Annotated in this window: 23 protein-coding genes; 13 read left to right on the top strand and 10 right to left on the bottom strand. The window is 37.9% G+C overall.

The features are described 5' to 3' along the window. Positions 1 to 4 precede the first annotated feature (4 nt). The 10 genes from ACUNWD_RS03580 to ACUNWD_RS03535 all read left to right on the top strand — a co-directional run bounded on the left by ACUNWD_RS03580 (position 5) and on the right by ACUNWD_RS03535 (position 9,000). On the top strand, positions 5 to 358 hold the full coding sequence (locus ACUNWD_RS03580; protein ID WP_445586399.1) for a dihydroneopterin aldolase: 354 nt from the start codon (positions 5 to 7) through the stop codon (positions 356 to 358). Further along, the gene (gene folK / locus ACUNWD_RS03575) at positions 355 to 735 is read left to right on the top strand and encodes a 2-amino-4-hydroxy-6-hydroxymethyldihydropteridine diphosphokinase (RefSeq protein WP_445586398.1); all 381 of its coding nucleotides are present in this window, start codon (positions 355 to 357) and stop codon (positions 733 to 735) included. Before ACUNWD_RS03580 ends, folK begins: the two co-directional genes overlap by 4 nt. A gap of 48 nt (positions 736 to 783) precedes the next feature. Further along, entirely contained in the window at positions 784 to 2,013 is a 1,230-nt protein-coding gene (locus tag ACUNWD_RS03570) for an alpha/beta hydrolase family protein (RefSeq protein WP_445586397.1), read from the top strand. Between the two features lie 206 nt (positions 2,014 to 2,219). Next, the gene (locus ACUNWD_RS03565) at positions 2,220 to 3,596 is read left to right on the top strand and encodes a tryptophanase (protein ID WP_445586396.1); all 1,377 of its coding nucleotides are present in this window, start codon (positions 2,220 to 2,222) and stop codon (positions 3,594 to 3,596) included. A gap of 311 nt (positions 3,597 to 3,907) precedes the next feature. Further along, positions 3,908 to 4,285, top strand: a complete 378-nt coding sequence (locus ACUNWD_RS03560) for a response regulator (RefSeq protein WP_445586395.1) — start codon at positions 3,908 to 3,910, stop codon at positions 4,283 to 4,285. A gap of 120 nt (positions 4,286 to 4,405) precedes the next feature. Beyond that, a complete protein-coding gene (locus ACUNWD_RS03555) occupies positions 4,406 to 4,831 on the top strand; it encodes a deoxycytidylate deaminase (RefSeq protein WP_445586394.1) in 426 nt (141 codons plus the stop codon). Between the two features lie 2 nt (positions 4,832 to 4,833). Next, positions 4,834 to 6,465, top strand: a complete 1,632-nt coding sequence (locus tag ACUNWD_RS03550; RefSeq protein ID WP_445586393.1) for a S41 family peptidase — start codon at positions 4,834 to 4,836, stop codon at positions 6,463 to 6,465. 39 nt (positions 6,466 to 6,504) lie between these two features. After that, the gene (locus ACUNWD_RS03545) at positions 6,505 to 6,990 is read left to right on the top strand and encodes an RNA polymerase sigma factor (protein WP_445586392.1); all 486 of its coding nucleotides are present in this window, start codon (positions 6,505 to 6,507) and stop codon (positions 6,988 to 6,990) included. A 2-nt stretch (positions 6,991 to 6,992) separates the two neighbouring features. Continuing rightward, positions 6,993 to 8,036 carry a hypothetical protein gene (locus ACUNWD_RS03540; protein WP_445586391.1) on the top strand — a complete coding sequence of 348 codons (1,044 nt, stop codon included), beginning with the start codon at positions 6,993 to 6,995 and terminating at the stop codon, positions 8,034 to 8,036. 58 nt (positions 8,037 to 8,094) lie between these two features. Continuing rightward, entirely contained in the window at positions 8,095 to 9,000 is a 906-nt protein-coding gene (locus ACUNWD_RS03535) for an outer membrane beta-barrel protein (RefSeq protein ID WP_445586390.1), read from the top strand. A gap of 119 nt (positions 9,001 to 9,119) precedes the next feature. Here ACUNWD_RS03535 and ACUNWD_RS03530 read toward each other — a convergent pair whose 3' ends face one another. Together ACUNWD_RS03530 and ACUNWD_RS03525 are read right to left on the bottom strand one after the other, a co-directional pair. Further along, positions 9,120 to 10,094: an ROK family protein gene (locus ACUNWD_RS03530; protein ID WP_445586389.1), complete on the bottom strand. Its 975-nt coding sequence runs from the start codon at positions 10,092 to 10,094 to the stop codon at positions 9,120 to 9,122. Positions 10,095 to 10,136: 42 nt separating this feature from the next. Continuing rightward, positions 10,137 to 11,429: an MFS transporter gene (locus tag ACUNWD_RS03525; RefSeq protein WP_445586388.1), complete on the bottom strand. Its 1,293-nt coding sequence runs from the start codon at positions 11,427 to 11,429 to the stop codon at positions 10,137 to 10,139. A 365-nt stretch (positions 11,430 to 11,794) separates the two neighbouring features. Here ACUNWD_RS03525 and rbfA point away from each other — a divergent pair, with 365 nt between their 5' ends. From rbfA to ACUNWD_RS03510, 3 genes are all read left to right on the top strand, one after another. Beyond that, positions 11,795 to 12,184 (top strand): 30S ribosome-binding factor RbfA, encoded by a 390-nt coding sequence (gene rbfA, locus ACUNWD_RS03520; protein ID WP_445586387.1) that lies wholly within the window; start codon positions 11,795 to 11,797, stop codon positions 12,182 to 12,184. A 2-nt stretch (positions 12,185 to 12,186) separates the two neighbouring features. Further along, positions 12,187 to 13,005, top strand: a complete 819-nt coding sequence (locus ACUNWD_RS03515) for a class I SAM-dependent methyltransferase (RefSeq protein WP_445586386.1) — start codon at positions 12,187 to 12,189, stop codon at positions 13,003 to 13,005. A gap of 75 nt (positions 13,006 to 13,080) precedes the next feature. Continuing rightward, a complete protein-coding gene (locus ACUNWD_RS03510; RefSeq protein WP_445586385.1) occupies positions 13,081 to 14,217 on the top strand; it encodes an ABC transporter permease in 1,137 nt (378 codons plus the stop codon). Here the strand turns inward: ACUNWD_RS03510 and ACUNWD_RS03505 are convergent. From ACUNWD_RS03505 to ACUNWD_RS03470, 8 genes are all read right to left on the bottom strand, one after another. Further along, positions 14,214 to 15,797 carry an aspartate:alanine exchanger family transporter gene (locus tag ACUNWD_RS03505; RefSeq protein ID WP_445586384.1) on the bottom strand — a complete coding sequence of 528 codons (1,584 nt, stop codon included), beginning with the start codon at positions 15,795 to 15,797 and terminating at the stop codon, positions 14,214 to 14,216. The genes ACUNWD_RS03510 and ACUNWD_RS03505 overlap by 4 nt on opposite strands. A 110-nt stretch (positions 15,798 to 15,907) precedes the next feature. Beyond that, positions 15,908 to 16,615, bottom strand: coding sequence for a dipeptidase PepE (gene pepE / locus ACUNWD_RS03500; RefSeq protein ID WP_445586383.1), 708 nt, complete (start codon positions 16,613 to 16,615; stop codon positions 15,908 to 15,910). 82 nt (positions 16,616 to 16,697) lie between these two features. Next, positions 16,698 to 17,498 carry a hypothetical protein gene (locus ACUNWD_RS03495; RefSeq protein ID WP_445586382.1) on the bottom strand — a complete coding sequence of 267 codons (801 nt, stop codon included), beginning with the start codon at positions 17,496 to 17,498 and terminating at the stop codon, positions 16,698 to 16,700. Positions 17,499 to 17,573: 75 nt separating this feature from the next. Next, positions 17,574 to 18,248, bottom strand: coding sequence for an NAD-dependent epimerase/dehydratase family protein (locus ACUNWD_RS03490; protein ID WP_445586381.1), 675 nt, complete (start codon positions 18,246 to 18,248; stop codon positions 17,574 to 17,576). Between the two features lie 79 nt (positions 18,249 to 18,327). Beyond that, entirely contained in the window at positions 18,328 to 19,350 is a 1,023-nt protein-coding gene (locus tag ACUNWD_RS03485) for an NAD-dependent epimerase/dehydratase family protein (RefSeq protein ID WP_445586380.1), read from the bottom strand. Between the two features lie 40 nt (positions 19,351 to 19,390). Further along, on the bottom strand, positions 19,391 to 19,873 hold the full coding sequence (locus ACUNWD_RS03480; RefSeq protein ID WP_445586379.1) for a pyridoxamine 5'-phosphate oxidase family protein: 483 nt from the start codon (positions 19,871 to 19,873) through the stop codon (positions 19,391 to 19,393). A gap of 12 nt (positions 19,874 to 19,885) precedes the next feature. After that, on the bottom strand, positions 19,886 to 21,832 hold the full coding sequence (gene dnaG, locus ACUNWD_RS03475) for a DNA primase (protein WP_445586378.1): 1,947 nt from the start codon (positions 21,830 to 21,832) through the stop codon (positions 19,886 to 19,888). Positions 21,833 to 21,887: 55 nt separating this feature from the next. Further along, complete coding sequence (locus ACUNWD_RS03470) at positions 21,888 to 24,401, bottom strand: sugar-binding domain-containing protein (RefSeq protein ID WP_445586377.1); 2,514 nt, start codon at positions 24,399 to 24,401, stop codon at positions 21,888 to 21,890. Positions 24,402 to 24,568: the final 167 nt, after the last annotated feature.

The following is a 24,568-nucleotide window of genomic DNA, read 5'->3' as shown; positions in this document are numbered from 1 at the left end:
GAACATGGCACGAATTCGCGTTAAGAATCTATTGTTACGGACATATATTGGCTTTAACCCCGAAGAGTTGGTCAATAAGCAAGATGTAATTATTAACCTTAAAATTGAAGCAGATATTCCAACGGATGCATTGGAGGAAGATGAGCCTAAAGACATTTATGATTATAAATTGATTACCAAAAAGGTCATTGCTTTTGTGCAGGATGGTCGCTTTAAATTGCTCGAAGTGCTTACAAAAAATTTATTGGACATGGTCATGGAAGATGAGCGGGTAAGTTGGGCCAAAGTGGAAGTTGATAAACCGCATGCCCTTCGTTTTGCTGAGTCGGTTTCATTTGAAATGGAAGCAAGAAGATGAATACTGCCATTGTAGCCATCGGCTCAAATATCGAATCTGAAAAAAACATTTCCCGTACAATCGAGTTGCTTGGAAACGATGTTGAGTTGATTCAATTGTCTGAAATGAAAAAAACCAAACCTATTGGAATTGAGAATCAAGCGGAATTTACCAATGGAGCGGTTAAAATAAAAACTAAGCTGGGAAAAGAAGAGTTGAATAGATACCTTAAAGATTTGGAGGACAAATTGGGAAGAGATCGTTCTGCACCGAAATTTGGTCCTCGTTGTATTGATCTGGATATTTTGATTTTTAATGACCAGATTGTTGATGAGGATTATTATACCCGAGATTTTTTAAGGGATTCAGCTAAAGAACTCGGTTTTAATTCATACTAAAAGTTAAATGTTCCAGTTATCTTTGTAGTCTACTTTAATTTATACATGATGAAATTCTCAATCCAAAAATACTCATTACTGGTTTTATTGTTATTGGCAATCTTTTCCTGTTCAAAAGATGACGGGATTGTTGGCTTGGAAGAGCCGGTGTACGATTACTATGTAAATAGTTCGAAACTTACCTCTCTTCAATTGCCAATTTTGCAAACGATGTATAGTCAGGCGGCCCTTCTTTATCCGGAAGCCGAAGAATTGGGAGCGAATTTGAAGTATAGTGTGGAAGTTAATAAGATGACCTATCAGACCAAATTGGATACTAAAAAAATTCAGGCATCAGCATTGGTTTGTTTTCCTGAAAAAGCCGGTTCCTATCCGGTGCTTTGTTTTCAGAATGGAACCAATGTACTGTATGATAAAGCTCCGACGAAAAATTTGGGGGATCAGTTGTTCCTGCTATTGGAAAGCATTGCCTCTATGGGGTATATTGTGGTAGTTCCGGATTATCCGGGTTTTGGTGCCTCAGAGAATGAAGTACACCCATACCTAATTAAAGATTTAACAGTGAGGGCATTGAAGGATGTGTTAAATGCAACAGTCGAATTTGCCCAGGAAAATATTTTCGATATTACGTTGAATAATGATTTGTATCTGATTGGGTATTCACAAGGAGGTTGGGCGACGCTTCAACTCCAGCGTGAAATTGAGATGAATGGTCTTGGATTATTTAATTTGGTTGGAAGTTCTTGTGGGGCTGGTCCATACGATATAGGTAGTATCAGCACACAAATAGTTTCCGGTGAAACGTATGAACAGCCTTACTTTCTGGCCTATATCGTCAATTCTTATAATGAATATGATCAGTTTGGTTCGGGCATAAATATCAATGATATTTTCAATGAACCATATGCATTGGATATTCCCGATTTATTTGATGGCGAACATACTCCACAGGAGATCAATTCATCATTAACAACCAGTATTCCTGATTTAATAACTTCAGGTTATCGATCTGGATCGTTGACTGATCCGGCATATGAATCGGTACGGGCTGCTTTTGCTGAGAATAGCGTTGAGAGTTGGAATGTTGAAACTCCTACCATATTGATGCATGGAACCGCAGATATGACTGTTCCTTTTAATATCACGAGCCAGATGTATGAAGCTTTTTTACAAGAAGGTACTGACGCGGTTGTCATGGTTCCTATTACAGGCAAAGGGCATTCAGAATCCATAGTGCCTTTTGGATTTGCATCGATTCAGTGGTTTCTGGATTTGTAGGGTTATTTAAAACCTGATATATTTTAGATTTTTTATGCGTAAAAGGCACTAGCTTTGTTGCATAAAATGCAAGCTTATGTGGCTTTACTTTTACATACAACCTTCCTTTTATAACCGATATATCAATATCAAAAACCGCGACTCTTTTCGTTTCTAATCATTTACATTTTTAGTAAACAGATTTATTAATCGTAAAATGATTGGAGATGAAAATTCCTTTTGCAGAAAATTATAAAATTAAGATGGTTGAGCCCATCTATAGAAGTACACGTGAAGAACGTGAAAAATGGATTCGAGAAGCCCGTTACAATCTATTCAACCTAAAAAGTTCTCAAGTATATATTGATTTGCTTACAGATAGTGGAACTGGAGCAATGAGTGATCGGCAGTGGGGAGCCATGATGACCGGAGATGAAAGTTATGCCGGATCATCATCTTTCTTTAACTTGAAAGAAAAAGTAAAAGACTTGTTTGGCTTTGAGTACATGTTACCTGTTCACCAAGGAAGAGCAGCAGAAAATGTGTTGTTCTCCGTGTTGGTAAAAGAAGGTGATGTGGTGCCTGGCAATTCGCATTTCGACACCACAAAAGGGCACATTGAATTTAGAAAAGCCAAAGCTCTGGACTGTACCGTAAGTCAGGCTTTTGATACAGAGAATGATTTCCCGTTTAAAGGGAATGTCGATATCAATCAGTTGAAGTTAGTTCTTGAAACCTATCCAAGGGAACAGGTGCCGCTAATTGTTTTGACAATCACATGCAATAGTTCAGGTGGTCAGCCTGTGTCAATGGAGAATATTCGAAAGGTCAAAGAACTTGCTGATATATATGATGTTCCGTTGGTTTTTGATTCGGCTCGATTTGCTGAAAATGCCTGGTTTATTCAACAGCGTGAGAAAGGTTATCAGGAAAAGACAATTAAAGAGATTGTTCGTGAGATGTATAGTTGTGCCGATGGAATGACGATGAGCAGTAAGAAGGATGGTATTGTAAACATGGGTGGTATTTTGGCAATGAACCGAGCCGAATGGTATGAAAAGGCAACCGTTTTTAATATCATGTATGAAGGCTTTGTTACCTACGGTGGCATGGCCGGACGCGATATGAATGCTATGTCGGTTGGGTTGGATGAGGTGACTGAGTCGGAATATTTGGAAACCCGCATTAAGCAGGTTCATTATTTAGGTGAGCAATTGATCGACTATGGAATTCCAATTCAAAAGCCAATTGGGGGACATGCGATATTTGTTGATGCAAAGCGGTTTTTTCCGCATGTTCCGGTTGAGGAGTTCGTGGCACAAACGCTGGCAATTGAGTTATATCTGGAAGCTGGCATTCGCGGGGTTGAGATTGGCACATTACTGGCAGACAGAGATCCTGCCACCCATTTAAATAGGTATCCGACTTTGGAATTTCTGCGTTTGGCTATCCCTCGACGAACCTACACAAACAATCATATGGATGTAGTGGCTGCAGGCTTAAAGAATATTTTTGATCGACGAGATCAGGTTAAGCATGGATATACAATTGAATATGAAGCACCAATTATGCGCCACTTTACAGTTGGGTTAAAAAAGTTTTAACCGTCATATTTTATATGTTCATGTGAGTTTACTGCAGATTTTAGCAAAATATGGGGTAGTTCATAGATTTTAATAGAAAGATAGAACAGTTGATTCGAATATTATTTACATTTGCATCAATCAATTAATTCGAATAAGAATACTTCTGTTCGCGCAGCCTGGGATATTTGCCAGGCTTTTTTACGTAAATATCTCATTCTAAATCAGGTTCTATCGAACAAAATAATAATTCAAAAAGAAAGTCGAAAAATAGTTTATATATCAAACTTTCAATATATTTGGTATGTTCATTAGTTACAATAATTAAGAAAATGTCAGAAAATACGGGATCAAAAATATTAATTGCTGAAGACGTTGAATCCAATTATTTATACTTGAGTGCTGTGTTAAGTAAGGTTCGTGCAAAAATATTTTGGGCGAAGAATGGAAAGGAAGCTGTCGATATATTTTTAAATGAAGATGGTATCGATTTAATTCTGATGGATTTGCAGATGCCAGAAATGAATGGTTACGAAGCAACAAAGATTATTAAAGATATAAAACCTGAATTACCAATCATTGCTCAAACTGCATTTGCGATGTCTGATGATCGAGAGAAAGCACTGGAAGCCGGATGCGATGATTATCTTGCAAAACCAATCAAGTCTAAAGATTTATTGACCATCGTCGGTAAGTATATTTTCGTTTAGAGGAATTGTATAAAACATATGTACTGCGTTCATTTCTAAAAGGGATGAACGTTTTTTTGTAATGCATTTTGCCGTTTAAGACTGATCATTTATTACTTTTGGTTTTTCAAAACAAATAGGATGGAAAAAAAACAACGATTATTGGATCAACGATATTTGAAAATGGCCATGATTTGGGCGCAGAATTCATATTGTAAGAGAAGGCAGGTTGGCGCTATTTTGGTCAAGGATCAGATGATTATATCGGATGGTTATAATGGAACTCCATCTGGATTTGAAAATATATGTGAAGACGAAAACAATAAAACAAAACCGTACGTTTTACATGCCGAAGCAAATGCAATCTCCAAGGTTGCCAAGTCGAATAACAGCAGTGATGGCGGTACCATGTACGTAACTTCATCACCTTGTTTAGAATGTGCTAAATTAATTATTCAAGCTGGAATAAAACGAGTGGTATTTACTGACAATTATCGACTCGAAGATGGTATTGAATTGTTAAAACGAGCAAATATTGAAGTAATTCAAGTAGAAACAGAGGACTAGTCATGAATAAAAAAATAAACATTTACTTACCGATATTAATTGCCATTTCAGTGGTAATTGGCATTTTATTGGGGAATAATCTGAGCAACGAACAACGGCCTGCATTCCAGAATTTCAGTTCAAATCAGACCAATAAATTATCGACGATCGTTGATCTGGTTGCAAATGCTTATGTTGACTCGATCTCATCCAGCGTGTTGGTTGAAGAAGCTATTCCTGAATTATTGAAAAATCTGGATCCTCATACCACATATATTGCTGCTACCGATATGCAGGAAGTTACGGAAGAAATGCAAGGTAACTTTGGAGGAATTGGAGTTCAGTTTTCTATACATAATGATACTGTTCAGGTGATTGATGTGATCTCGGGCGGTCCTTCTCAGAAATTGGGAATTTTACCTGGTGATCGCATTGTTTCCGTCAATGATTCTGTAATTGCAGGAATTGGAGTTAAAAACGAAACAGTACTTAGCTTACTTAGAGGAGAAAAAGGAACGAAAGTTAATGTTGGAATTAAAAGAAATGGGATGAAGGAGTTCCTTGATTATGAAATCGTGAGGGGCGATATTCCAATATACAGTGTAGATGTAAGTTATATGATTGATCAGGAAACTGGTTTTGTGAAGATCGGACGATTTGCAGAACACACTTATGATGAGTTTTTACAGGCTCTAAATAAACTGAATGGCAAAGGTGCACAAAAGATTATCATTGATTTGCGTGGAAATCCTGGAGGGTACCTGATGCAAGTGATTCGAATGGTGAATGAATTTTTAGGTGAAGGAGAATTGATAGTTTACACGGAAGGTCATTCACAAGCTCGAAAAACTTATACCGCTAATGAAAAGGGCAGTTGTTTAGATAAATCGGTGATTGTACTAATTGATGAATATTCAGCTTCGGCGAGTGAGATATTTGCAGGTGCTATTCAGGACAATGATCGCGGCATTGTAGTTGGACGACGTTCTTTCGGGAAAGGATTGGTTCAGGAACAAATTCCATTTACTGATGGTTCTGCACTTCGATTGACTGTTGCGCGCTATTATACTCCAAGTGGTCGATGCATTCAAAAACCGTACGATGAAGGTGTTGATCAGTACTATCATGATATTATGAATCGTGCTATCCAGGGTGAATTTCAGGCAGCTGACAGTATTCAATTTGCCGATTCATTAAAATATGTGACTAAATCAGGAAGAACCGTATTTGGTGGCGGAGGTATTATGCCTGATTATTTTGTGCCAGCAGATACAACCGGATATTCAGACTATTATTCTAAAATAGTTCAAAAAGCACTGGTATATCATTTCGCTTTTGATTACACTGATAAAAATCGGAAAGCGCTGAATAAACTTAAGACTGCAGCAGAATTTAGTAGCTATCTGGAAAGCAAAAATATCCTTCAGGAGTTTACCAAGTATGCTGCAACAAAAGGCATTGCAGCAGATCAGAAAGGCCTTGATGTTTCCGGAAAAATTATCGAGACTCAGATTAAGGCATATATCGCCAGAAATATTATCGGGGAAGAAGGCTTCTTTCCAATTATTAAAGAAATTGACAAAACCTTACTTCAGGCAATTAAAATTTCTCACTCAAAAAATACACTTGCTCAACTTTTAGCTGTAACAAAATAGTCTTTCGGTCGTCTTATTAGAGGAATTCTATTAAAACACATGACCGTTGAGGATTATAATAAAGCTGTGAATCAGTTCGCTGATGGTGTTTTTCGTTTCATCGTTAAGAATATGAAGAGCGAAGAACAAGCCAGGGACATTGTTCAGGATAGCTTTGAAAAGCTTTGGTTGCATGCCGATGAAGTTAGTCCGGCGAAGGCAAAATCGTATTTGTATACCACTGCTTATCATCGTATGATTGATGTTGTTCGAAAGGATAAAAGACAAAATCCGCTGAGTGAAAATTATGAAGGAGAACTCACCGATGGGAATCAATATAGCGATTTGGGGGAAATACTGAATCAGGCGGTAGAATTGCTGCCAAATGATCAGCGGTCTGCGTTAATGCTAAGAGACTATGAAGGCTATTCATATAAAGAAATAGCTGAGATAACGGAATTAAGTGAAGCTCAGGTTAAGGTTTATATTTATAGAGCCCGGGTGTTTATGAAGAATTATATTGGAAAAATTGATGTACTGGTATGACTATGAAAATTAACCAATCAAATTATGAGATCTTTTTTTTAGATTATCTGGATGGGAAATTACCAGACAATCAGGTAGATGAGTTTCTGGATTTTTTGAAAAAGAACCCTCAATTAAAGGAGGAGTTGAAAGCTGTTGAGGATTTGAAACTTGCACCTGAAGAATATCAATTTAGTGGTAAAGAAGAACTTTTAAGAAATAACGAAGCTCAGGAAAATACATTTGATTATCGGGCAATTGCTTTTATTGAAAATGATCTCTCAGAAGAAGACCAAAAACTGTTTCTTGAGGAAATGGAAAGCGATGCTGAGAAAGAACGTGAGTTCGATCTTTTATTGAGTACCAAATTGATAAAGGAAGAAATAAATTACCCTGATAAGAAGTCATTATACCGAAAGGACAAAAAACGGGCACTTTATATATTTGGAAGAATTGCTGCGGTTTTAATCCTATTATTGGCAATTGGTTCAATATTCCAGAAGAACTGGAAAATCGATTCAGAAACTGAGTCTGTTTTTACGGAGGCACTTCCTCCAATAATCCATGCAGATAAGGAAGCTGATCCTCAGAAAGATGAGCCAGTAAAAAAACAAAAATCAATTGATAAGATTAAGAAGGCAGTAACCGATTCAATTCCGACTAAAGAAAAAAGCATTCGCGAAAAAGCGAAAGGTCGACTAAAAGAAATTGAAGATTTAACTGGAATAGTAAGAGAACCTGCACCTCATAGTTTGCAAGCTATTTATCCTGATTTTGTAACTCACTCAAACGCTACAGTTGTCTCATTGCATCAGGTTAACACGGCAAGCAAAACACCGGAGAACTACATGCGCTTAGATGAGTATCTTTCCCAAAAATTAAAGGATCTTACAACGGAGGAAAAAACCTCTGATTTGAATAGAATTGCATCTGTCGGTTTGGAGAAAATGTCGAATTACAGCAATGACAAAATCAGCTATCAAAAGAATAGCAATGGGAAGATTTCAGAGATTAATTTAAAAACCGGATTGCTTGCTTTTTCCATTCCGATTAAAAAAAATCGGTAGGCCTGTAACATTTCAAAATACTTGTTCGTCATAGGGCTGAAAACAAATTGAAAAAGTCATGAAAACGATGAAACAATTATTATTATCAGCCATTCTACTTGCATTCATATTCTCAGCTCAAGCTCAATCAAAAATTGCAGAAGTAACTGAAGATGCAGAGAAAACAGAAGTTAGCCTTTTCAACGACAAAATCCATGTTAAGGATGATTATAATGGCGACACTACTTTTGTACGTGTTGGCAGGCACAATATTGAGATTGTGGAAGAAGGAAACAAAACTCATATTGATGTGCATAAAGATCATGATTGGGACGGTGAAAATGGTTGGCAAAAGAAGAAACGGTTTAATGGTCATTGGGCCGGTTTTGAATTAGGTTTTAATGGATTCGATGAAACTGATTACTCCATGTATCCTTTTGATGAAGGCTTTATGGATCTTAATCAGCCAAAATCCATGGAAGTAAACGTGAACTTCTTGGAGTACAATATTGCCTTGCAAAAAGAGAGAGGAAACATCGGAATTGTGACAGGTGTTGGTTATTCAATGAATAATTTTCGATTTGATAATCCAATAACAGTTGATAAAGAAGATGGTATGCTTGTTCCGGTTTCACTGGATGGGGATAATATTAAAAAGTCGAAACTGATGGTTTCGTATATTACCGTTCCACTTCTTCTTGAATTCCAAATCCCAGTCAATGATTTCTCTAATAAGATACATATTTCCGGAGGGATCATCGGTGGTATAAATATTGGTTCACATACGAAAGTAAAAATGGATCATTCCAAATCTAAAGACCGCGGTAGTTTTAATGTCAATCTATTTAAATACGCGGCAACTGCAAGGATAGGATTGAAAGATATAAGCCTTTATGCAACCTATAATCTTTCTCCATTGTTTGATACAGACAAAGGACCGAAGTTAGTCCCATTTTCAATCGGTATTAGCCTTGTGAACATATAGAATCAAAGAATATTGAATGAGGGCTTGCTACTACAGCAAGCTTTTTTATGGTGTAATTTGAATAAAAAAAACGGGAACCTTTGAAGATTCCCGTTTTGTATAATTGAATTGACTGATTGTTATTCAATTTCTTTCCAAACCAAGGCACTGGCACCAACAATAGCGGCATCACCAGGCTTTAATTGAGATGGAAGAATTTTGATTTTATCTGTAAAGATAGGCAACAAATGACTTTCCAAACTTTCTTTAGTTGGTTTGAAGATGTAGTCACCTGCAGCAGTAGGTCCACCGAACAAGAAAATAGCTTCAGGGCTTAAGTGATGCACTGTATCAGCTAAACCTTGTCCAAGCCATTTACCTGTTTGCTCAAAAACTTCCAATGCAACTTTATCGCCTTTTTCGGCAGCATCGAAAATCATTTTTGAATCTAACTCCTGGAATGATTTATCAGCTAACAGGCTATCACCTGCATTGTCTCTGGCCATAATCTCAAAAGCTGTACGTTTCATTCCTGGTGCAGAACAATATGCTTCCAGGTGTCCTTTTGCGCCACATCCACAAAGGCGTCCGCCAGGAATCAGGGTCGTGTGTCCGCACTCTCCGGCAAAACCGTCATGTCCATAAACCATGTTACCATCAACAACAACACCGCTACCAACACCAGTTCCTAGAGTGTACATGACAAAGTTTTTCATTCCCTTTGCGCCACCATAGATCATTTCACCAATAGCTGCTGCATTTGCGTCATTAGTTAAAGCCAATGCCTGCATATCAGGGAAACTACCTTTTAGTAGATCAACTAAATGAATAACTCCTTTGAAAGACAAGTTTGGAGCGTATTCAATTGTTCCATTATAATAGTTACCATTTGGAGCGCCGATACCAATACCGAGGATTTCCAAATCTTCATTTAACAGTTTTACTGATTTAATGAGTTCTTTGATAGCTGCACTTAGATCAGCAACATATTTTTTAATATCTCCGTGTGAAGGTGTTGATATATTATCTTTTACCATTACGTTTCCTTCGTTGTCAACAACACCAATGGCAGTGTTTGTTCCACCTATATCAACGCCTATAGCTACTTTTTTCATCTTAATATTTGATTTGTTCTTAATTTGTTAATTCAATCCTGATTAGTCTACAGGAATATCTTTATTCACATTTTTACTTCCAATAAGTGAATAGTAGAATAAATAAGCTAATCCTATGAATGGAACCCAGTAAGAAGCAATGTAGCCCATGTTATCAGCAACACCATTTTGGATTAATGGTAAAATACCACCACCAACAACCATGGTCATGAAGATACCAGAAGCTGAAGCTGTAAATTTACCCAAACCTTCAACAGCAAGGTTAAAGATACCACCCCACATTACTGAAGTACAAAGTCCAACTAAAACAAGATACATGGCATTAATTGGGACATTTGCTGCACCAAAAGCAAGACCTCCAGTAGCAGTAGTTTGAAGTACTGGAATAGAAACTGTTGTTCCAACTGATGAAATGATTGCCATCAATACTAACAACATACCGACACCAGATGCAACGATTAACATACTACGGCTTGAAACTTTTGCTCCAATTGAAGCGCCAACAAAACGTCCAATCAACATTAGGAACCAATAAGTACCAGCAACAAATCCTGCGGTTGAAGCGTCCAAACCACCTGCGTTAGCATCGGCAAGAAATAACATCATTGTTCCAGGAACACCAACTTCAACACCAACATATACAAAAATACCAACTGCGCCTAAAATGAAATGACGGAAAGACCATGCACTGTAAGCAGATTTTTCAGCAGCTTTTTCATCAGCAGTTTTAATGTGTGGTTCTGGGATTGTAACAAAAGACAATGCAATACCAGCAACTGCAAAGATTCCCATTGCAATAAACATTACAGGATTGATGTCTTTAATAGCAGTATTTTTTGTTACTTCTCCAACTAGCACACCCACCAACATTGGAACTGTTGTTGCCATTAATGAGTTAAATGTTGCTCCAACTTGGATTAACTGGTTTCCTTTGTTTCCGCCACCTCCAAGTGTGTTCAACATAGGGTTAACAACCATGTTCAACAAACACATAGAGAAACCAGCGATGAAGGCACCTAACAGGTATACGAAAAAGCTCTCAGCAATTCCTGATAAGTACATAACTCCTACACCAACAAAACCAACAACAATTGCAATAATTGCGGTTTTCTTATAACCTATTTTTTCAAGTAATTTTCCTCCGGGAATACCCATGAAAGCATAAGCTAAAAAGTTGGCAAAGTTTCCTAACATGCCTAAAAAGTTTGAGGCCTGAAATTGAGATTTTACTACGACTCCCATCGGAGCTGCCAGGTTAGTTACAAATGAGATCATACCGAAAAGTAAAATCATCATGAAAATTGGCACTACATAATTCTTCTTATTCTCTTGCATAATAATGTTTATTAAGAATAGTTTAGTTTATAATTATTTATTTATTGTGATTATTTTCAGGTAAATATGCGGTTGTTATAAATGATAAAATGATTGTTTTAATGGATACCGTAACGTAGTCAAAAATGGGGAAGATAGTACCTAAAACTGATTTGCTTGCTACGAGATTGTTATTCCTTTGTTCCATATAAATCACTTTGGTTTATGTAGATGAATTAAAGTTTAAAAATTCAGGCTGAACAAATTTAGAAATTAAAATGATTTTTCCAGATTTTGGAAGTTCGATATCGCTAATTTAGGACGAATAAAAATATGTTATGCAATTATAAACCTGCTCAATCGTTTGTTCGCTGAAGTTAAAATGCATGATAAAGGTTTGGGTATTTTCTGTAACTTTGCCTGAAATTCAAGAGAAAATGGAATCAACACGTCAAAATAAAATAAGTCGTCTTATTCAGCGCGAATTAGCCGATATATTTCAAAAAGAAAGCAGAACTCTGTTTATGGGAAAAATGATCAGTGTTACCGTCGTTCGGGTATCACCTGACTTGGGGCTTGCAAAGGCATACATCAGTATTTTTCCGTCAGATAATTCTAGAGAAGTATTAAAACATATTCGTATTTCAAATCCAAAAATAAGAGGTTTACTGGGGCGACGGGTTGGAAAACAACTTCGGGTTGTTCCTGAACTAGAGTTTTATATTGATGATAGCCTGGATTACATCGATAATATTGACAACCTCCTGAATTCATAAGCATGCAATACGATCCGATCAAGCGTTCACTGGGAAAAGTGTTTAATCAAACCCCAATACTGAGAAAGCTTTTTTACCGACTTCTTGATTTGCTGCTATTGCGAGCATGGCATGTCAGAAAAGAACTGCGTAGTTTGAAATTTTCATCCGGTAATATCGATATTCTTGATGCTGGTTCTGGTTTTGGGCAGTATACCTATCGAATGAGTCGTTTGTTTCCGAAATCTGAAATATTAGCCGTTGATGTAAAGCAGGAACAGATTGAAGATTGCAATCGTTTTTTTAAACAAATTGATTTGTCAGAGAGGGTTCAGTTTGAAATTGCTGATCTCACAAAATATACACAGCCTTCAAAATTCAACTTGATTATTTCTATTGATGTGATGGAGCATATTGAGGAAGATGTGCAGGTATTTAAAAACTTTCATCAATCATTAGGAGAGGAAGGCGTTTTATTAATTTCCACTCCGTCAGATCAAGGTGGATCTGATGCACATGATCATGATGAACAAGATGGTGTTCACGGTTTCATTGATGAGCATGTTCGTGATGGGTACAATATTGAAGAGATCGAAGAAAAATTAAAATCTGCCGGTTTCTCAAAAGTTGAAGCCAGATATTCTTACGGTACCCCGGGAAAAATTTCCTGGCGGTTATCAATGAAATACCCTATTCAGCTATTAGGGGTGAGTAAACTGTTTTTTGTGTTGCTTCCATTCTACTATATACTCTTTTTCCCAATCGCTGCAATTCTCAATTTTGCAGATGTAAAGGGGAAGCATACAACAGGGACTGGCTTAATTGTAAAAGCATACAAATAATTGAAACTGGCGTTCTACATAGCGAAACGTTATCTGGTTTCTAAAAAATCAGCCAATATTATTAATATCATTTCCATGATTTCAGTTGCAGGTGTTGTAATTGGATCGATGGCATTGATTGTTGTTTTATCAGCGTTTAACGGCATTGACAGTTTCATTCAATTCATGTTATCCAATTTTGATCCTGACTTGAAAATTGAAGTTGCTGAAGGTAAAAGTTTTCAACTGACGGATGCAGATTTTGAGTCTGTAAAAAAGCTGGACGGAGTGATTGGATTTGTGGAAGTTGTTGAGGAAAATGCCTTACTTCGATATGATGATCGCCAGCGCTATGCTACGGTAAAGGGTGTTGATGAAACCTATGTCTCAACCTCAGGGATGGATTCAACGATCATAGATGGCGAATTCATGTTGCAAAATGAAGCTCATCAGTTTACCGTGTTGGGGCAGGGAGTTGCATACGATATGTCTGTCGGTTTAAGTTTTGTTGATCCTGTCCATTTCTTTGTTCCCAAAAAAGAGCAGAAAACACGTATCAACCTGGATAATGCCTACAATCATGCTTACCTGTTTCCATCAGGAGTTTTTTCCGTTCAGCAAGAAATTGATACCAAGTATGCAATAGTTCCAATTAGTTTTGCACGTGAGTTGTTTGAGCTGGATGGGCGTGTTACTTCGGTAGAATTGAAGTTGGATCAGTCTCTGGATATTGATGAAATTAAGCAACAGGTAAAACAAATTTTAGGCGCTAAGTTTATCATTAAAGATCGATTTGAACAGCATGAATTATTATATCGTGTAATGCGTTCTGAGAAGTGGTCAAGCTTTTTAATCCTGAGCTTTATCCTGGTTATTGCATCTTTTAATTTACTGGGTTCCCTTACGATGATAATCATCGATAAGAAAGATGATATAAAGATTCTGGAAAGTATGGGAGCTGACCGTAAATTGATTCGGCGCATCTTTTTATTGGAGGGATGGTTGATTTCACTTTCTGGTGTACTTAGCGGATTGTTATTGGGAATCTTTCTTGTTTGGGCACAAATCCGTTTTGAGCTGGTGAAGCTTCCCGGTGATGGTGCATTTGCACTTTCTGCCTATCCGGTAGAACTTAAATCACTGGATGTTTTAGCAACTTTTCTTATCGTGTTGGCAATTGGTTTCTTCGCTGCCTGGTATCCCGTTCGAAGTTTGTCTCAGGAAAATAACTAGATTAGAGCCAGCAATTGTACCACGACAATCAATAATACCATCGCAATTGGATAAACGGTTGCATAAGCAACCGATGGAGCATCAGTATCAGTCATGCTATCAACAGCCGCTAAGCCAGGTGTACTGGTCATTCCTCCGGTAAGTGTACCTAATAAAACAAGGATGTTCATTTTTAAGAAGTAATGTCCTATTATTGCGGCAATGATCATTGGCACAAGCGTGATAGCCAATCCAATTCCAAACAATTCGAAGCCGTATTGATTAAATGTTTCTACCAAACTTGATCCGGCGCTACTACCCACAGCTGCAAGGAAAAACAGCAAGCCAAGCTGGCGAAGTAACTGATTGGCGGCACCTGTCATGGTCCATAAAATTGGACCTGTTTTTCCGGTACGCCCCAAAATGAGTGCTGTAAAAAGGATACCTCCGGTTAATCCGAGGCTGAAAGTGAAACTTCCAAAATTCAAACTGATCTTTCCAACTAGAATTCCTAGAATCACACCAATTGCAATTGGCATAAAATCAGTATCAGATAAACGCTTGTCATCGTCGCCAAAGATTCTGCTTACCTGTTCCATGTTTTCTTTATGGCAGGCAACTATTAGTTTATCACCAAACTGAAGTTTTGATGCGGGTGAAGGTGAAATATTAATTCCCGAACGTCTGATCCTTGTAATGGTTGCGTTATATGTATTCAGTATATTTAATTGTCCCAATGTTTTATTGACGATTTCCTTGTTTGTCACCAGTACCGATCGCACATCATAGTTTTGGCTAAGTGGAATCTCTGCATCAGTTTCCTGACCAATCAGCAATTTAACCCTGCTTAAGGCTTCTTCCGTACCAACAGCTTTAATAATATCCCCTTTTAGAAGAACAGTCTCAGGGGAAGGTGTTATGGCTGCTCCATCGTGCATAACTCTCGAAACTACAGCCTTGGTCATATATCGGATGCGTAATTCACCGATTGTTTTGCCAACAACATTTTCATTTTCAACTAAAAAGTTCTTCTTAAGGATTTCAGGGAAACCGGCATTTACATCTTTTTTATACTGATCTTCAGCATCCTTAATTTTAATTCTGAAGATTTTTGGGAGTAAACTAGCAAATAGAATCACGCCAATTACTCCAAAAGGATATCCGATACCATAACCGATTGAAGCCAATGGGGAGTTCGTTGAATCAATAGCAGCAGCTAAACCAGGAGTACTGGTAAGAGCACCGGTAAGCAAGCCAATGCTTAAACTTTTATCGATATCAAAAAAATGAAAGAATAGAAAAGTAATGCCCGCGGCACTCAATATAATTAGACTAGCCAGTATGGCAAGTTGGCGGCCGTTTTTTTTGAAGGATTCAAAGAATCCGGGACCAGCCTGGATTCCAATAGTAAATATAAAGAGCACTAAGCCAAGATATTGGAAGTCCTTTGGAATGATGACTCCAAAATGGCCAAACACCAAGGCAACAAAAATGACAGCAGACACATCTAAAGAGATGCCTTTGATTTTAATTCTGCCAATTAGAAACCCAATAGCAATGATTAGGAACAACGCGAAATAACTATTTGAAAGCAAACTCATATTTTCTCCTCCATTCAGTTGGCAAAGTTAGGAAAGAATTTCTCCCTTGTCCCTACAATAAAAAAAATCCTGCTACGGCAGGATTCTATTTAAGATTGGATTAATACCATCTATTGCATAAGGAAATTTAAGTCGTCACTAGTGTTTACCTCTTTTGGTTCTCTGTCCTTTTTTAAGATTCGAGCACTCAGATCCCCGATTAATTCGAGTTTTGAATATTCAATTTTGAGCATTGTTCCTTCTCTTAAGCCTACAACAAAAGTATCCGGATTGATTTCCATAAATTCCTGAATTCGTTGCTCGCGCGTTTCCCCCGCATGACCATCCGGGTTTGCATCCAAGTAGTGCGGATTGATTTGGAAAGGAACCAAGTTCAGCGTGTTGAAACTGGTCGGATCAATAATGGGCATATCATTGGTCGTTCGTAAAGTGGGGCAGGCTACATTTGATCCTGCACTCCAACCAATGTATGGTGTTCCACTGAGTACTTTATCCCGAATCGCTTTCATAAGTCCCTGATCATACATCATTCTCACTAATTGCCAGGTGTTTCCTCCACCAACAACAATTGCTTCTGCCTCCTGAACTGCTTTTATTGGATCTTCAAAATGATGGATTCCGACCACTTCGTGACCAATTTCAAGAAAACGTTCATTCACTTTTTGCTCATATTCGTCAAAAGGGAAAGTAACCGCGGCAAATGGGATGAATAAAGCCTTCACTGGTTTACTACCAAGGAAATCACGAATATGAAGTTTTGGATAATCCAGGTAAGCTTCACCTTGCATGGTTGAATTGCTGATCAGAAGAAGTTTCATTGTTCTGTATTTTCAGATTAATTGGGCTAAAATAAAAAATCAGGATAAAACGTGACAGGTAATTTGTCAGGTTTCCTTTTTGTTATAGCGAGATCAAAGTAACTCCAAAAGAGAAAGGATACATTTCAGGGCCTTTGTCTTCGATGAACAGCGGCCTGAAGTCGTAGCTTGCAAAAAGATTTATCCATCGGTAACCAACTCTAAACATGGCTGAGTATCGAATATTGTGCATGTGAAAATCGTCAGGAATTTTCAGTTTTTCTTTTTGGTTATTTTTTCTGTATTTAATTTTGGTATGCGTGGTCAGCCTTTTTTGACCGACTATTCCGGTTGCTAAATATAGTCGGTTGGTATAGGTTTTTATGGGTATTTGAAATTCAACCAATAAAGGAATCGTTAGATAGGTTGATGAAAGCTTCGATTTTTGGTTCGCGTCAAAAATCAACTGAACAGGTTCAATTCTGTTTTGGCCTTCTTCGATGCTGGTGTTTTGGTCTAAATGAAACGTTTGTACCTGGAGCCCGACACCTGTAATTAATCCTATTGTATTTCTGTTTCGTTGAACGCCCTGCGAGATTTGTATCAGGTTAATATCCAGTAATGTCGATCGTTGCAGATTAATGTCCAGAAAACCTTCTTGGTCCTCAGTATACATATTGTAATCAGTATTTGCCAGACCATTCAGTCCAAAATGAATACCAGACCAATGTCCTTTAAATTTCTGTTCCCAGTAATTATAACCTTCGGCTGCTAAGTCCTGGATGTCAATAATGTTAGCGATTTTACCGGGGGTAACCGATTCAATTTTTAAACTGTCGGGTTGCTGTGCCTTGCAAATTCCGAGACTCAGTACGAACAGTAATATGGTTACTAATTTTTTCATGGCGCTTTTCAAATAACAAATTTAAGGATGTATTTGTTAAAATGAACTATTACTATAACTAGGTTTGAATTTACCTTATAATTGAAGTTTTGCAAATTGAATAATGTCTTTACCATCGATTATATCTTTATCCGGACAGTTTAATGCCAAATAAATCATGCAATTTGAAAGTTCGGTTAGTGTGCAAAATCCCTTTGGGAAAAGTAAGCGGCCCAATGGGAATAGCCAGCTAATATACTTGTAAAAGGAATGAGTATTGTTTAATCCGGGTATTGGTTTTATGAAACCAGGCCGTATTCCATATGATTTTTTAAACGGCAGTTTCTGAAGGTCATTCTCTGTTTTACCTTTTACTCTGGCCCACATGGTTCTCCCTTTTTCGGTGCTGTCAGTGCCTGCCCCGGATATATAACCAAAAATCATATTGGTATTCAATTTACTCAAGGTTTCGGCGACATGCATTGTCAATGAGTAGGTAAGTCGGTTGTAATCCTCTTCTTTCATTCCAACAGAGGAAACCCCTAAACAGAAAAAACAGCTGTCATATCCTTTAAGCGAATCTTCGATTGAAGATAAATCGAAAAAATTTGAATGAATGATTTCTTGCAGTTTTGGATGGCTTTTTTCAATTGATTTCCTATTAATGACTAATACTTTTTCGATTGCGGGATTTTTTAGACAAACGTGCAGTACACCTTCTCCCACCATTCCGGTTGAACCTGTGATTATTGCTTTTAAGCCTGAATTCATATTTCAGAATTTTAATTTTATCTGAGATTCAAATTGTGAAATCCAATTTACGGAAAAATGCTGTCTTTTTAGGGAATAATCAGCTAATATCTTTCTGAAACAACTTTGCAATATCGTTGATCGTTTCGTCAAGATCTTTGTATTGGAAGTCAATTGCATTAGTTATTTTCCTTCCATTATAATGAGAAATCGAGTTGGAGCCTGATACTGTATCGCGAGTGATGGTTGGACGTTTGCGGGAAAAGAAGCTTGCCAGGCGGGCAGCTCTCCATGCAGCTTGCAAAATTAGATCGGATGCAAAAGTTCGGGGGCGAGGTTTTTGCAGGGCATCCGCAATTTTATTAAAGAATTCCTGGTAGCTTAAATTTCCAGCATTCAATATAAAACGTTGGTTGCGGGTTATGCTGAAGTTCTTTTCATCCATTAACTGAATCATTGCCTGACTCACATCACGAACATCAACAAAGCCAGTTTCTCCTTTTGTGTAATATTTCAAGCCTTTTCCTATTGCCTGAAAGAGCTTTGGGCTGCCAATGTCCCAATTACCAGGACCAAGTATGATTGATGGATTTACAATTACCGCTTCTAAACCTTCCTCAATACCACGCCATACTTCCATTTCGGAGAAGAACTTGCTAAGGCTGTAAGATGATTTTTGTTTGGAAGGTATCCAGTAAGTTTCTTCATTGATTTCACTTCCATCCTGGGTTTTTCCAAGTGCGGCAATCGAGCTTATGTGGCAAAACTTTTTCACATTATTATGAATGGCCGCATTAATGAGGTTGGCAGTTCCTTTCACATTATTGTTGAGCATGCTGTCGTGATCATTGGAGTGAAAGGAGACCATCGCAGCACAATGATAGATTTCTGTTACTCCGGACAAAAGATCTTCCATGCTGTGATAATCTAAAATATCACCTTCAACCCATTCAATTTGACCAAACAGTTTTTCGTGTTGATCAGAATAGTAGCTGAAAATTTTCTTTAGCCAATTTAAATTGCTGGATGACCTTTTAAGGGCACGGACATTTTCACCTTTACTTACTAAATCGAAAAGCAAGTGTGACCCAACTAAACCAGTGCTGCCTGTAACAAAAATCATATGCGTTGTTTTTCGTCACTCCAAATTGGAGGTCAAATAATTACGATCTACCCGGAACGATTGCTTTGGCGCCAAATACTTTTCCGGTAATATTTTTAATATGGACTTTCATAATACCAACATTAGCCACAGCAGGCTTGTTAAATTTAAATTCGCGATTGCTGTATTGTCCCATGATCATTCCTAAAAGTCTGTATTTTTCATCATAATCTTCTACAATCTCTACAGGGCCTTCCACATTTACGGATTGTGATTTTACCCGGTAACTGCAACCCACGCGAACATCTTGCCATGCTAATTCTTCACCCAATGTCCAGTTTATGCAAACATTTGGATTTTTTTGCAGACTTTCCCACATGCGTCCACTTTGTGCAGAATGCAAAATTACCGTATCGCCCTCCAGTGCAAAGTTCATGGGTAACACGTAGGGTTGGTTATCCACCGACATCGCAACATAACAAGTTTTGCAAGCCCTAATGACTTTATTTATTTCTTCCCGATCCTCAATAAAAAGTGTTCTCATAAATAATTCATTTCAAATAATAGTCCGGTTACCAAGCTGAACGGACAAATGGTTTGCAACTTTTTTCAAGTTGATGTGCTGGCTCTGAATGTCCATGACTAATTCCATATTATTTTGCTTGCCAGCTTCCTGAATTTGTGTTTCTAATTCGCGAAGCATGTTTTTCACTTTACGAAGTTTATATTCTTGTACAATTTTCGGTACAATCAAATCCAGAATTTCATTTTCAGCTTCAACAAAAGCGCCTCCTTTTTTCCAACGCTTGCTTTCTGTATATTTCTCAGCAACTAAATCGCTGGCCAATCGGCTGATTTTAATATTACTGTGGTTGATGAAAAATGGAGCAGGCTTAAAATTCGGGTTTTCTTCGTTTTGGCGAAATAAATCAATAAAATCATTAATTAGTTGATTGTCCGAAACAAGACCGTCATTTTCCAGTTCATCCAAAACATAACTTCCAACAGATAGAGGTTCTACATTTCCTTCTTCATCTTCCGTTTCAAAAATCTCTTCGTGAAAATATTTAATCAATATGCGAAGAATTTCACGTTCTTCAATCTCACACAAGTTTATAGCAGGAGTTTTTTGAGTTGGTACCTGCGATTGGGTTCTTGGATTATTTTGCTCCCGAAAAGCTTTTTTTCGGATTTCCTCTGATTCCTTTTGTTTGATTTTTCGAACCTCTGTGTAGAGAATGTCTTCCTGCACATCCATCAAGTTGCTACATTCTTTGATGTATACAGATCTCGTAATCGCATCCGGAACAACAGAAATAGAACGTACAATATCGTTTATTAAACGTGCTTTGCTCACTGGATCATTTTCCGTGCTTTCAAGCAATAGTTTTGTTTTGAAACGGATGAAGTCAGTTTCATTTTGCTGAATGTATTCCAATAACTGAGAAGAACTCATCGAGCGTGAAAATGAATCAGGATCTTCACCTTGTGGCAGCAGGAGTACTTTAACATTGACACCTTCCTCAAGAACCAGGTCAATACCTCGAAGGGACGCTTTAATCCCTGCTTCGTCACCATCATAAATAATCGTGATGTTATTGGAAAATCGCTTGATAATCCGGATTTGATCCGTTGTGAGCGCCGTTCCCGACGATGCAACTACATTTTCAATTCCGGTTTGGTGGAACGAAAGTACATCGGTGTAACCTTCTACCAAATAACAACGGTCTTGCCTCGTAATTTCTCTTTTTGCCTGATAGATGCCATACAGAACCCGACTTTTGTGATAAATCTCAGATTCCGGGGAATTTAAGTATTTAGCTATTTTTTTGTCATTCTTTAGAGTGCGCCCTCCAAAAGCAATCACCCGTCCGGCTATATTGTGTATCGGAAACATGACCCTGGCAGCGAATCGGTCAACAATCCAATCATCACGTTTAATCGTGAGTCCGGTTTTTTCGAGAAATTCAATTTTGTATCCTTGCTTTTGGGCAGCCTGCGTAAATGCATTTTTTGCATCGGGACAAAATCCGAGCTCAAACTTCTTGATTATTTCGTCGCGTATTCCTCGTTCCCTCAAATAACTAAGTCCAACAGTGCGGCCTTCGTTTTCTTCCCACAAGTATCTGGTGAAATATTTTTGTGCAAAAGATGATACGATCATCATGCTTTCGCGTTCGTCCTTCAGTTGTTTTTGTTCCTCTGTTTCTTCTTCCTCCGAAACTTCAATGTGGTATTTTTTTGCCAACCATTTCAGTGCTTCCGGGTAGCTGAGTGATTCATGTTCCATGATGAAGTTCACGGAATTTCCACCTTTACCGCAACCAAAGCATTTGAAAATGCCTTTTGCCGGGGAAACTGTAAATGATGGAGTCTTTTCATTGTGAAATGGGCAATTACCAAGCTGATTGACACCACGCTTTTTCAGTGTAACAAACTCAGAAACCACGTCAGTGATTTCAGCAGCTTCCAAAATTCGGTCTATCGTAGCTTGATCGATCATTCCACAAAAGTAGGAAAAAACCGTGACGAGCTTTATTAAAAATTCATGGACAAGACTAGCTTTTTATTTTTATGAATCGAAAGTTTTGAATTTCAGTTCCACTAATTACTCTAAGTACATACATTCCGGGAAGTAATTCAGAAATATCGATACTATTTAATCTTCCTTTGAGTTGTTTTACATTGTTCCCGTTTGAGTCAATAATAGAAGCTTTGACATTGTTTTCAAAAGGCATTGCAAATTGAATTTGATCGTTTGCGGGTAATGGGTATAAATAGTTTTCAGTCTTTGATTTTTTATTGAACTGTGATATATCAGTTGGGATTCCATCGCCACTTAGATATGAAATTCCGGCATCGATATACTGGCCTCCATCTGTTTGTTTACAGTGGATGGAAATTACATTTGTATCGTTCGATTTTAAAGCATTTTTAGCAGCAGTGGTAATTGACATGGTCGTGTAGCCGGTTGTCCAACCTGTTGCTGTTGCTGCAAGTACACCATTGAAATAAACTTCACAATCTTCATCATGATGGATACTTAATACCAGGTTATCTTTATTTGTTGATGATAAATCTCCAAGCTCAAATTCCCGACGAAGCCAGATGTCTGAAGTGTTCCAGATAGTTCGGATGATTCCCCCGGGGGTGCCGACTGTTCCAAACCCAGCATTTCCGGCATTCCAGTTTGAATCATCAAAGTTACTTTGGTACCAGTCTGTTGAAGGGGTGTTGGTCGTGTACTTCCAAATATGTTCCTGATTTTCAGAGGAAGGTACCAGCTCGGTCACAAAAATATCTTTCTTGATTACTTTTTGGTTGGCCTCTCTAATTCGATCAATGTCTGCTTTTACGATCCGATCATAAGTCATCAATCCGTTCACTTCAACTTCAACATCAGTAATTTCTGTGTATACGGCTGCACTCATTCCCTTATTGGATTTGTAAATCGTCAGCTGATCCATGAAGTCTTCGTAATAATTCAGGTACTCTTCTTCATTATTTGCCATTACGTAGCCAAATCCATCATTCCATAAATGACCAGGAATTTTGTATCCCACACCGCCAAATTCACCACACGCTAAGACCTGGTAAGTACTTTTTGGACAGGCTGGTGCCGGATAACTGTGAATATCTAAAATGTCGCCGACTCCAAAATGTTCCCAGCCACTTGCCTGGTTGACGGGGCGGTTTGGATCCAAAGTTTTCACTTTTGTAACTAACTCAGGAGTGCGATGTTGTCCCTGGGCTTCATTAAATACAACCCACATTACAATACTGGGACTATTCCAATGTTGCTCAATCATCTTGGTCATTTCCCGTTCATAAGCAACCTGGTCAAGCGGTTGAGGATTGTTGGTATACGAATTTGCAGAAGGCATATCCTGCCAGACCATTAAACCCAGTTTGTCTGCCCAATAGTACCAACGGTAGGGTTCCACTTTAATGTGTTTCCGCACCATGTTGTAGCCAAAATTTTTCATCATGTCAATATCGTATCGGAGGGCTTCGTCAGTCGGAGCAGTATACAACCCATCTGGCCAATATCCTTGATCCAGCGGTCCCATTTGAAATAGAAATTCATTATTCAGAAAGAGTTTTTTAATGCCATCTTCTACTTGCACATCAATTTTTCTCATTCCAAAGTAGCTGCCAATGGAATCAAGTTGTTCTTCATTTTGGTTGAGCGTGATTTCTAAATTGTATAGGAAAGGAGAATCCGGAGACCACAATTTTTGATTGGAAATCGGGATCGTAGTTTCTTCATTTATATTTCCGGTGATGGTTTGTACAATGCTCTCACCATCTTTAACTTTTGCTGTATATGAAACTGAATTATCTCCTCCGGGAGCATTTACCGTTAATGTTAAGCTTGATTCGTCAATGTCAGGGATCATTTTAATGTTTTCAATGTGTGTTTCAGAAACGGGTTCCAGCCATACTGACTGCCAGATTCCTGTTACCGAAGTGTACATGATTCCTCCCGGGTAGAGCGTTTGTTTGCCACGTGGAAAGCCACCTGCATCTGTTGGATCATATACCCGAACAATGATATCTTGTTCGCCATAAGCATTCAGGTAATCAGTAATATCATAGCTGAACGGATCATAACCTCCGTAATGAATACCTAAACTTGTGCCATTAATATAAACTTCAGATTCATAGTCTACTGCCCCAAAGTGTATGATGATATTTTTTCCATTCCAGTTTTCAGGAATAGTAAACGTTCGTTTGTACCATAAACGTGAGTGGTGCTCCATAACTCCTGAAATAGCAGATTCCACTGCAAAAGGAACAAGAATGGATCTTGCAAGATCTCCCTGTGGAACAGGTTCCAACAATCCTAATCCTGGTTGAAATTGCCAAAGCCCATTAAGATTCATCCACTCTTCGCGAACCAATTGAGGCCTTGGGTATTCAGGAAGTACATTATTTGGATCAACATCTTCGGAAAAGGAGGTCATCAATGGAGCCTGCTTAAGTTGCCAGTCCTGAGCAAAGACCGACATTTGTAATAGCATCAACAACAGTAAATTGAAAAGTATTCTTTTACTTATTTGGGTAATCATGATAATTAGTTTAATGGATTCTTGCCCCAGTTTTCAGCAAATAAATCGTGTTCGCGCAAAATTTCTTGTCACTCTCTCATACATTTACAATCAACTTATCACTCATATTTTTCTTAGAAATGAATCAATAATAATTAGTTGAGAATGCATATTTTGTTAATTGCAAA

This window comes from Sunxiuqinia sp. A32 (assembly GCF_052690465.1).
This window is presented reverse-complemented; position numbering and strand designations above follow the sequence as displayed.

Excerpts from the sequence above, each read along its gene's own strand:
- ACUNWD_RS03580 (WP_445586399.1), top strand. The coding sequence starts at position 5 with ATGGCACGAATTCGCGTTAAGAATCTATTGTTACGGACATATATTGGC.
- folK (WP_445586398.1), top strand. The coding sequence starts at position 355 with ATGAATACTGCCATTGTAGCCATCGGCTCAAATATCGAATCTGAAAAA.
- ACUNWD_RS03570 (WP_445586397.1), top strand. The coding sequence starts at position 784 with ATGAAATTCTCAATCCAAAAATACTCATTACTGGTTTTATTGTTATTG.
- ACUNWD_RS03565 (WP_445586396.1), top strand. The coding sequence starts at position 2,220 with ATGAAAATTCCTTTTGCAGAAAATTATAAAATTAAGATGGTTGAGCCC.
- ACUNWD_RS03560 (WP_445586395.1), top strand. The coding sequence starts at position 3,908 with ATGTCAGAAAATACGGGATCAAAAATATTAATTGCTGAAGACGTTGAA.
- ACUNWD_RS03555 (WP_445586394.1), top strand. The coding sequence starts at position 4,406 with ATGGAAAAAAAACAACGATTATTGGATCAACGATATTTGAAAATGGCC.
- ACUNWD_RS03550 (WP_445586393.1), top strand. The coding sequence starts at position 4,834 with ATGAATAAAAAAATAAACATTTACTTACCGATATTAATTGCCATTTCA.
- ACUNWD_RS03545 (WP_445586392.1), top strand. The coding sequence starts at position 6,505 with ATGACCGTTGAGGATTATAATAAAGCTGTGAATCAGTTCGCTGATGGT.
- ACUNWD_RS03540 (WP_445586391.1), top strand. The coding sequence starts at position 6,993 with ATGAAAATTAACCAATCAAATTATGAGATCTTTTTTTTAGATTATCTG.
- ACUNWD_RS03535 (WP_445586390.1), top strand. The coding sequence starts at position 8,095 with ATGAAAACGATGAAACAATTATTATTATCAGCCATTCTACTTGCATTC.
- ACUNWD_RS03530 (WP_445586389.1), bottom strand. The coding sequence starts at position 10,094 with ATGAAAAAAGTAGCTATAGGCGTTGATATAGGTGGAACAAACACTGCC.
- ACUNWD_RS03525 (WP_445586388.1), bottom strand. The coding sequence starts at position 11,429 with ATGCAAGAGAATAAGAAGAATTATGTAGTGCCAATTTTCATGATGATT.
- rbfA (WP_445586387.1), top strand. The coding sequence starts at position 11,795 with ATGATAAAGGTTTGGGTATTTTCTGTAACTTTGCCTGAAATTCAAGAG.
- ACUNWD_RS03515 (WP_445586386.1), top strand. The coding sequence starts at position 12,187 with ATGCAATACGATCCGATCAAGCGTTCACTGGGAAAAGTGTTTAATCAA.
- ACUNWD_RS03510 (WP_445586385.1), top strand. The coding sequence starts at position 13,081 with ATGATTTCAGTTGCAGGTGTTGTAATTGGATCGATGGCATTGATTGTT.
- ACUNWD_RS03505 (WP_445586384.1), bottom strand. The coding sequence starts at position 15,797 with ATGAGTTTGCTTTCAAATAGTTATTTCGCGTTGTTCCTAATCATTGCT.
- pepE (WP_445586383.1), bottom strand. The coding sequence starts at position 16,615 with ATGAAACTTCTTCTGATCAGCAATTCAACCATGCAAGGTGAAGCTTAC.
- ACUNWD_RS03495 (WP_445586382.1), bottom strand. The coding sequence starts at position 17,498 with ATGAAAAAATTAGTAACCATATTACTGTTCGTACTGAGTCTCGGAATT.
- ACUNWD_RS03490 (WP_445586381.1), bottom strand. The coding sequence starts at position 18,248 with ATGAATTCAGGCTTAAAAGCAATAATCACAGGTTCAACCGGAATGGTG.
- ACUNWD_RS03485 (WP_445586380.1), bottom strand. The coding sequence starts at position 19,350 with ATGATTTTTGTTACAGGCAGCACTGGTTTAGTTGGGTCACACTTGCTT.
- ACUNWD_RS03480 (WP_445586379.1), bottom strand. The coding sequence starts at position 19,873 with ATGAGAACACTTTTTATTGAGGATCGGGAAGAAATAAATAAAGTCATT.
- dnaG (WP_445586378.1), bottom strand. The coding sequence starts at position 21,832 with ATGATCGATCAAGCTACGATAGACCGAATTTTGGAAGCTGCTGAAATC.
- ACUNWD_RS03470 (WP_445586377.1), bottom strand. The coding sequence starts at position 24,401 with ATGATTACCCAAATAAGTAAAAGAATACTTTTCAATTTACTGTTGTTG.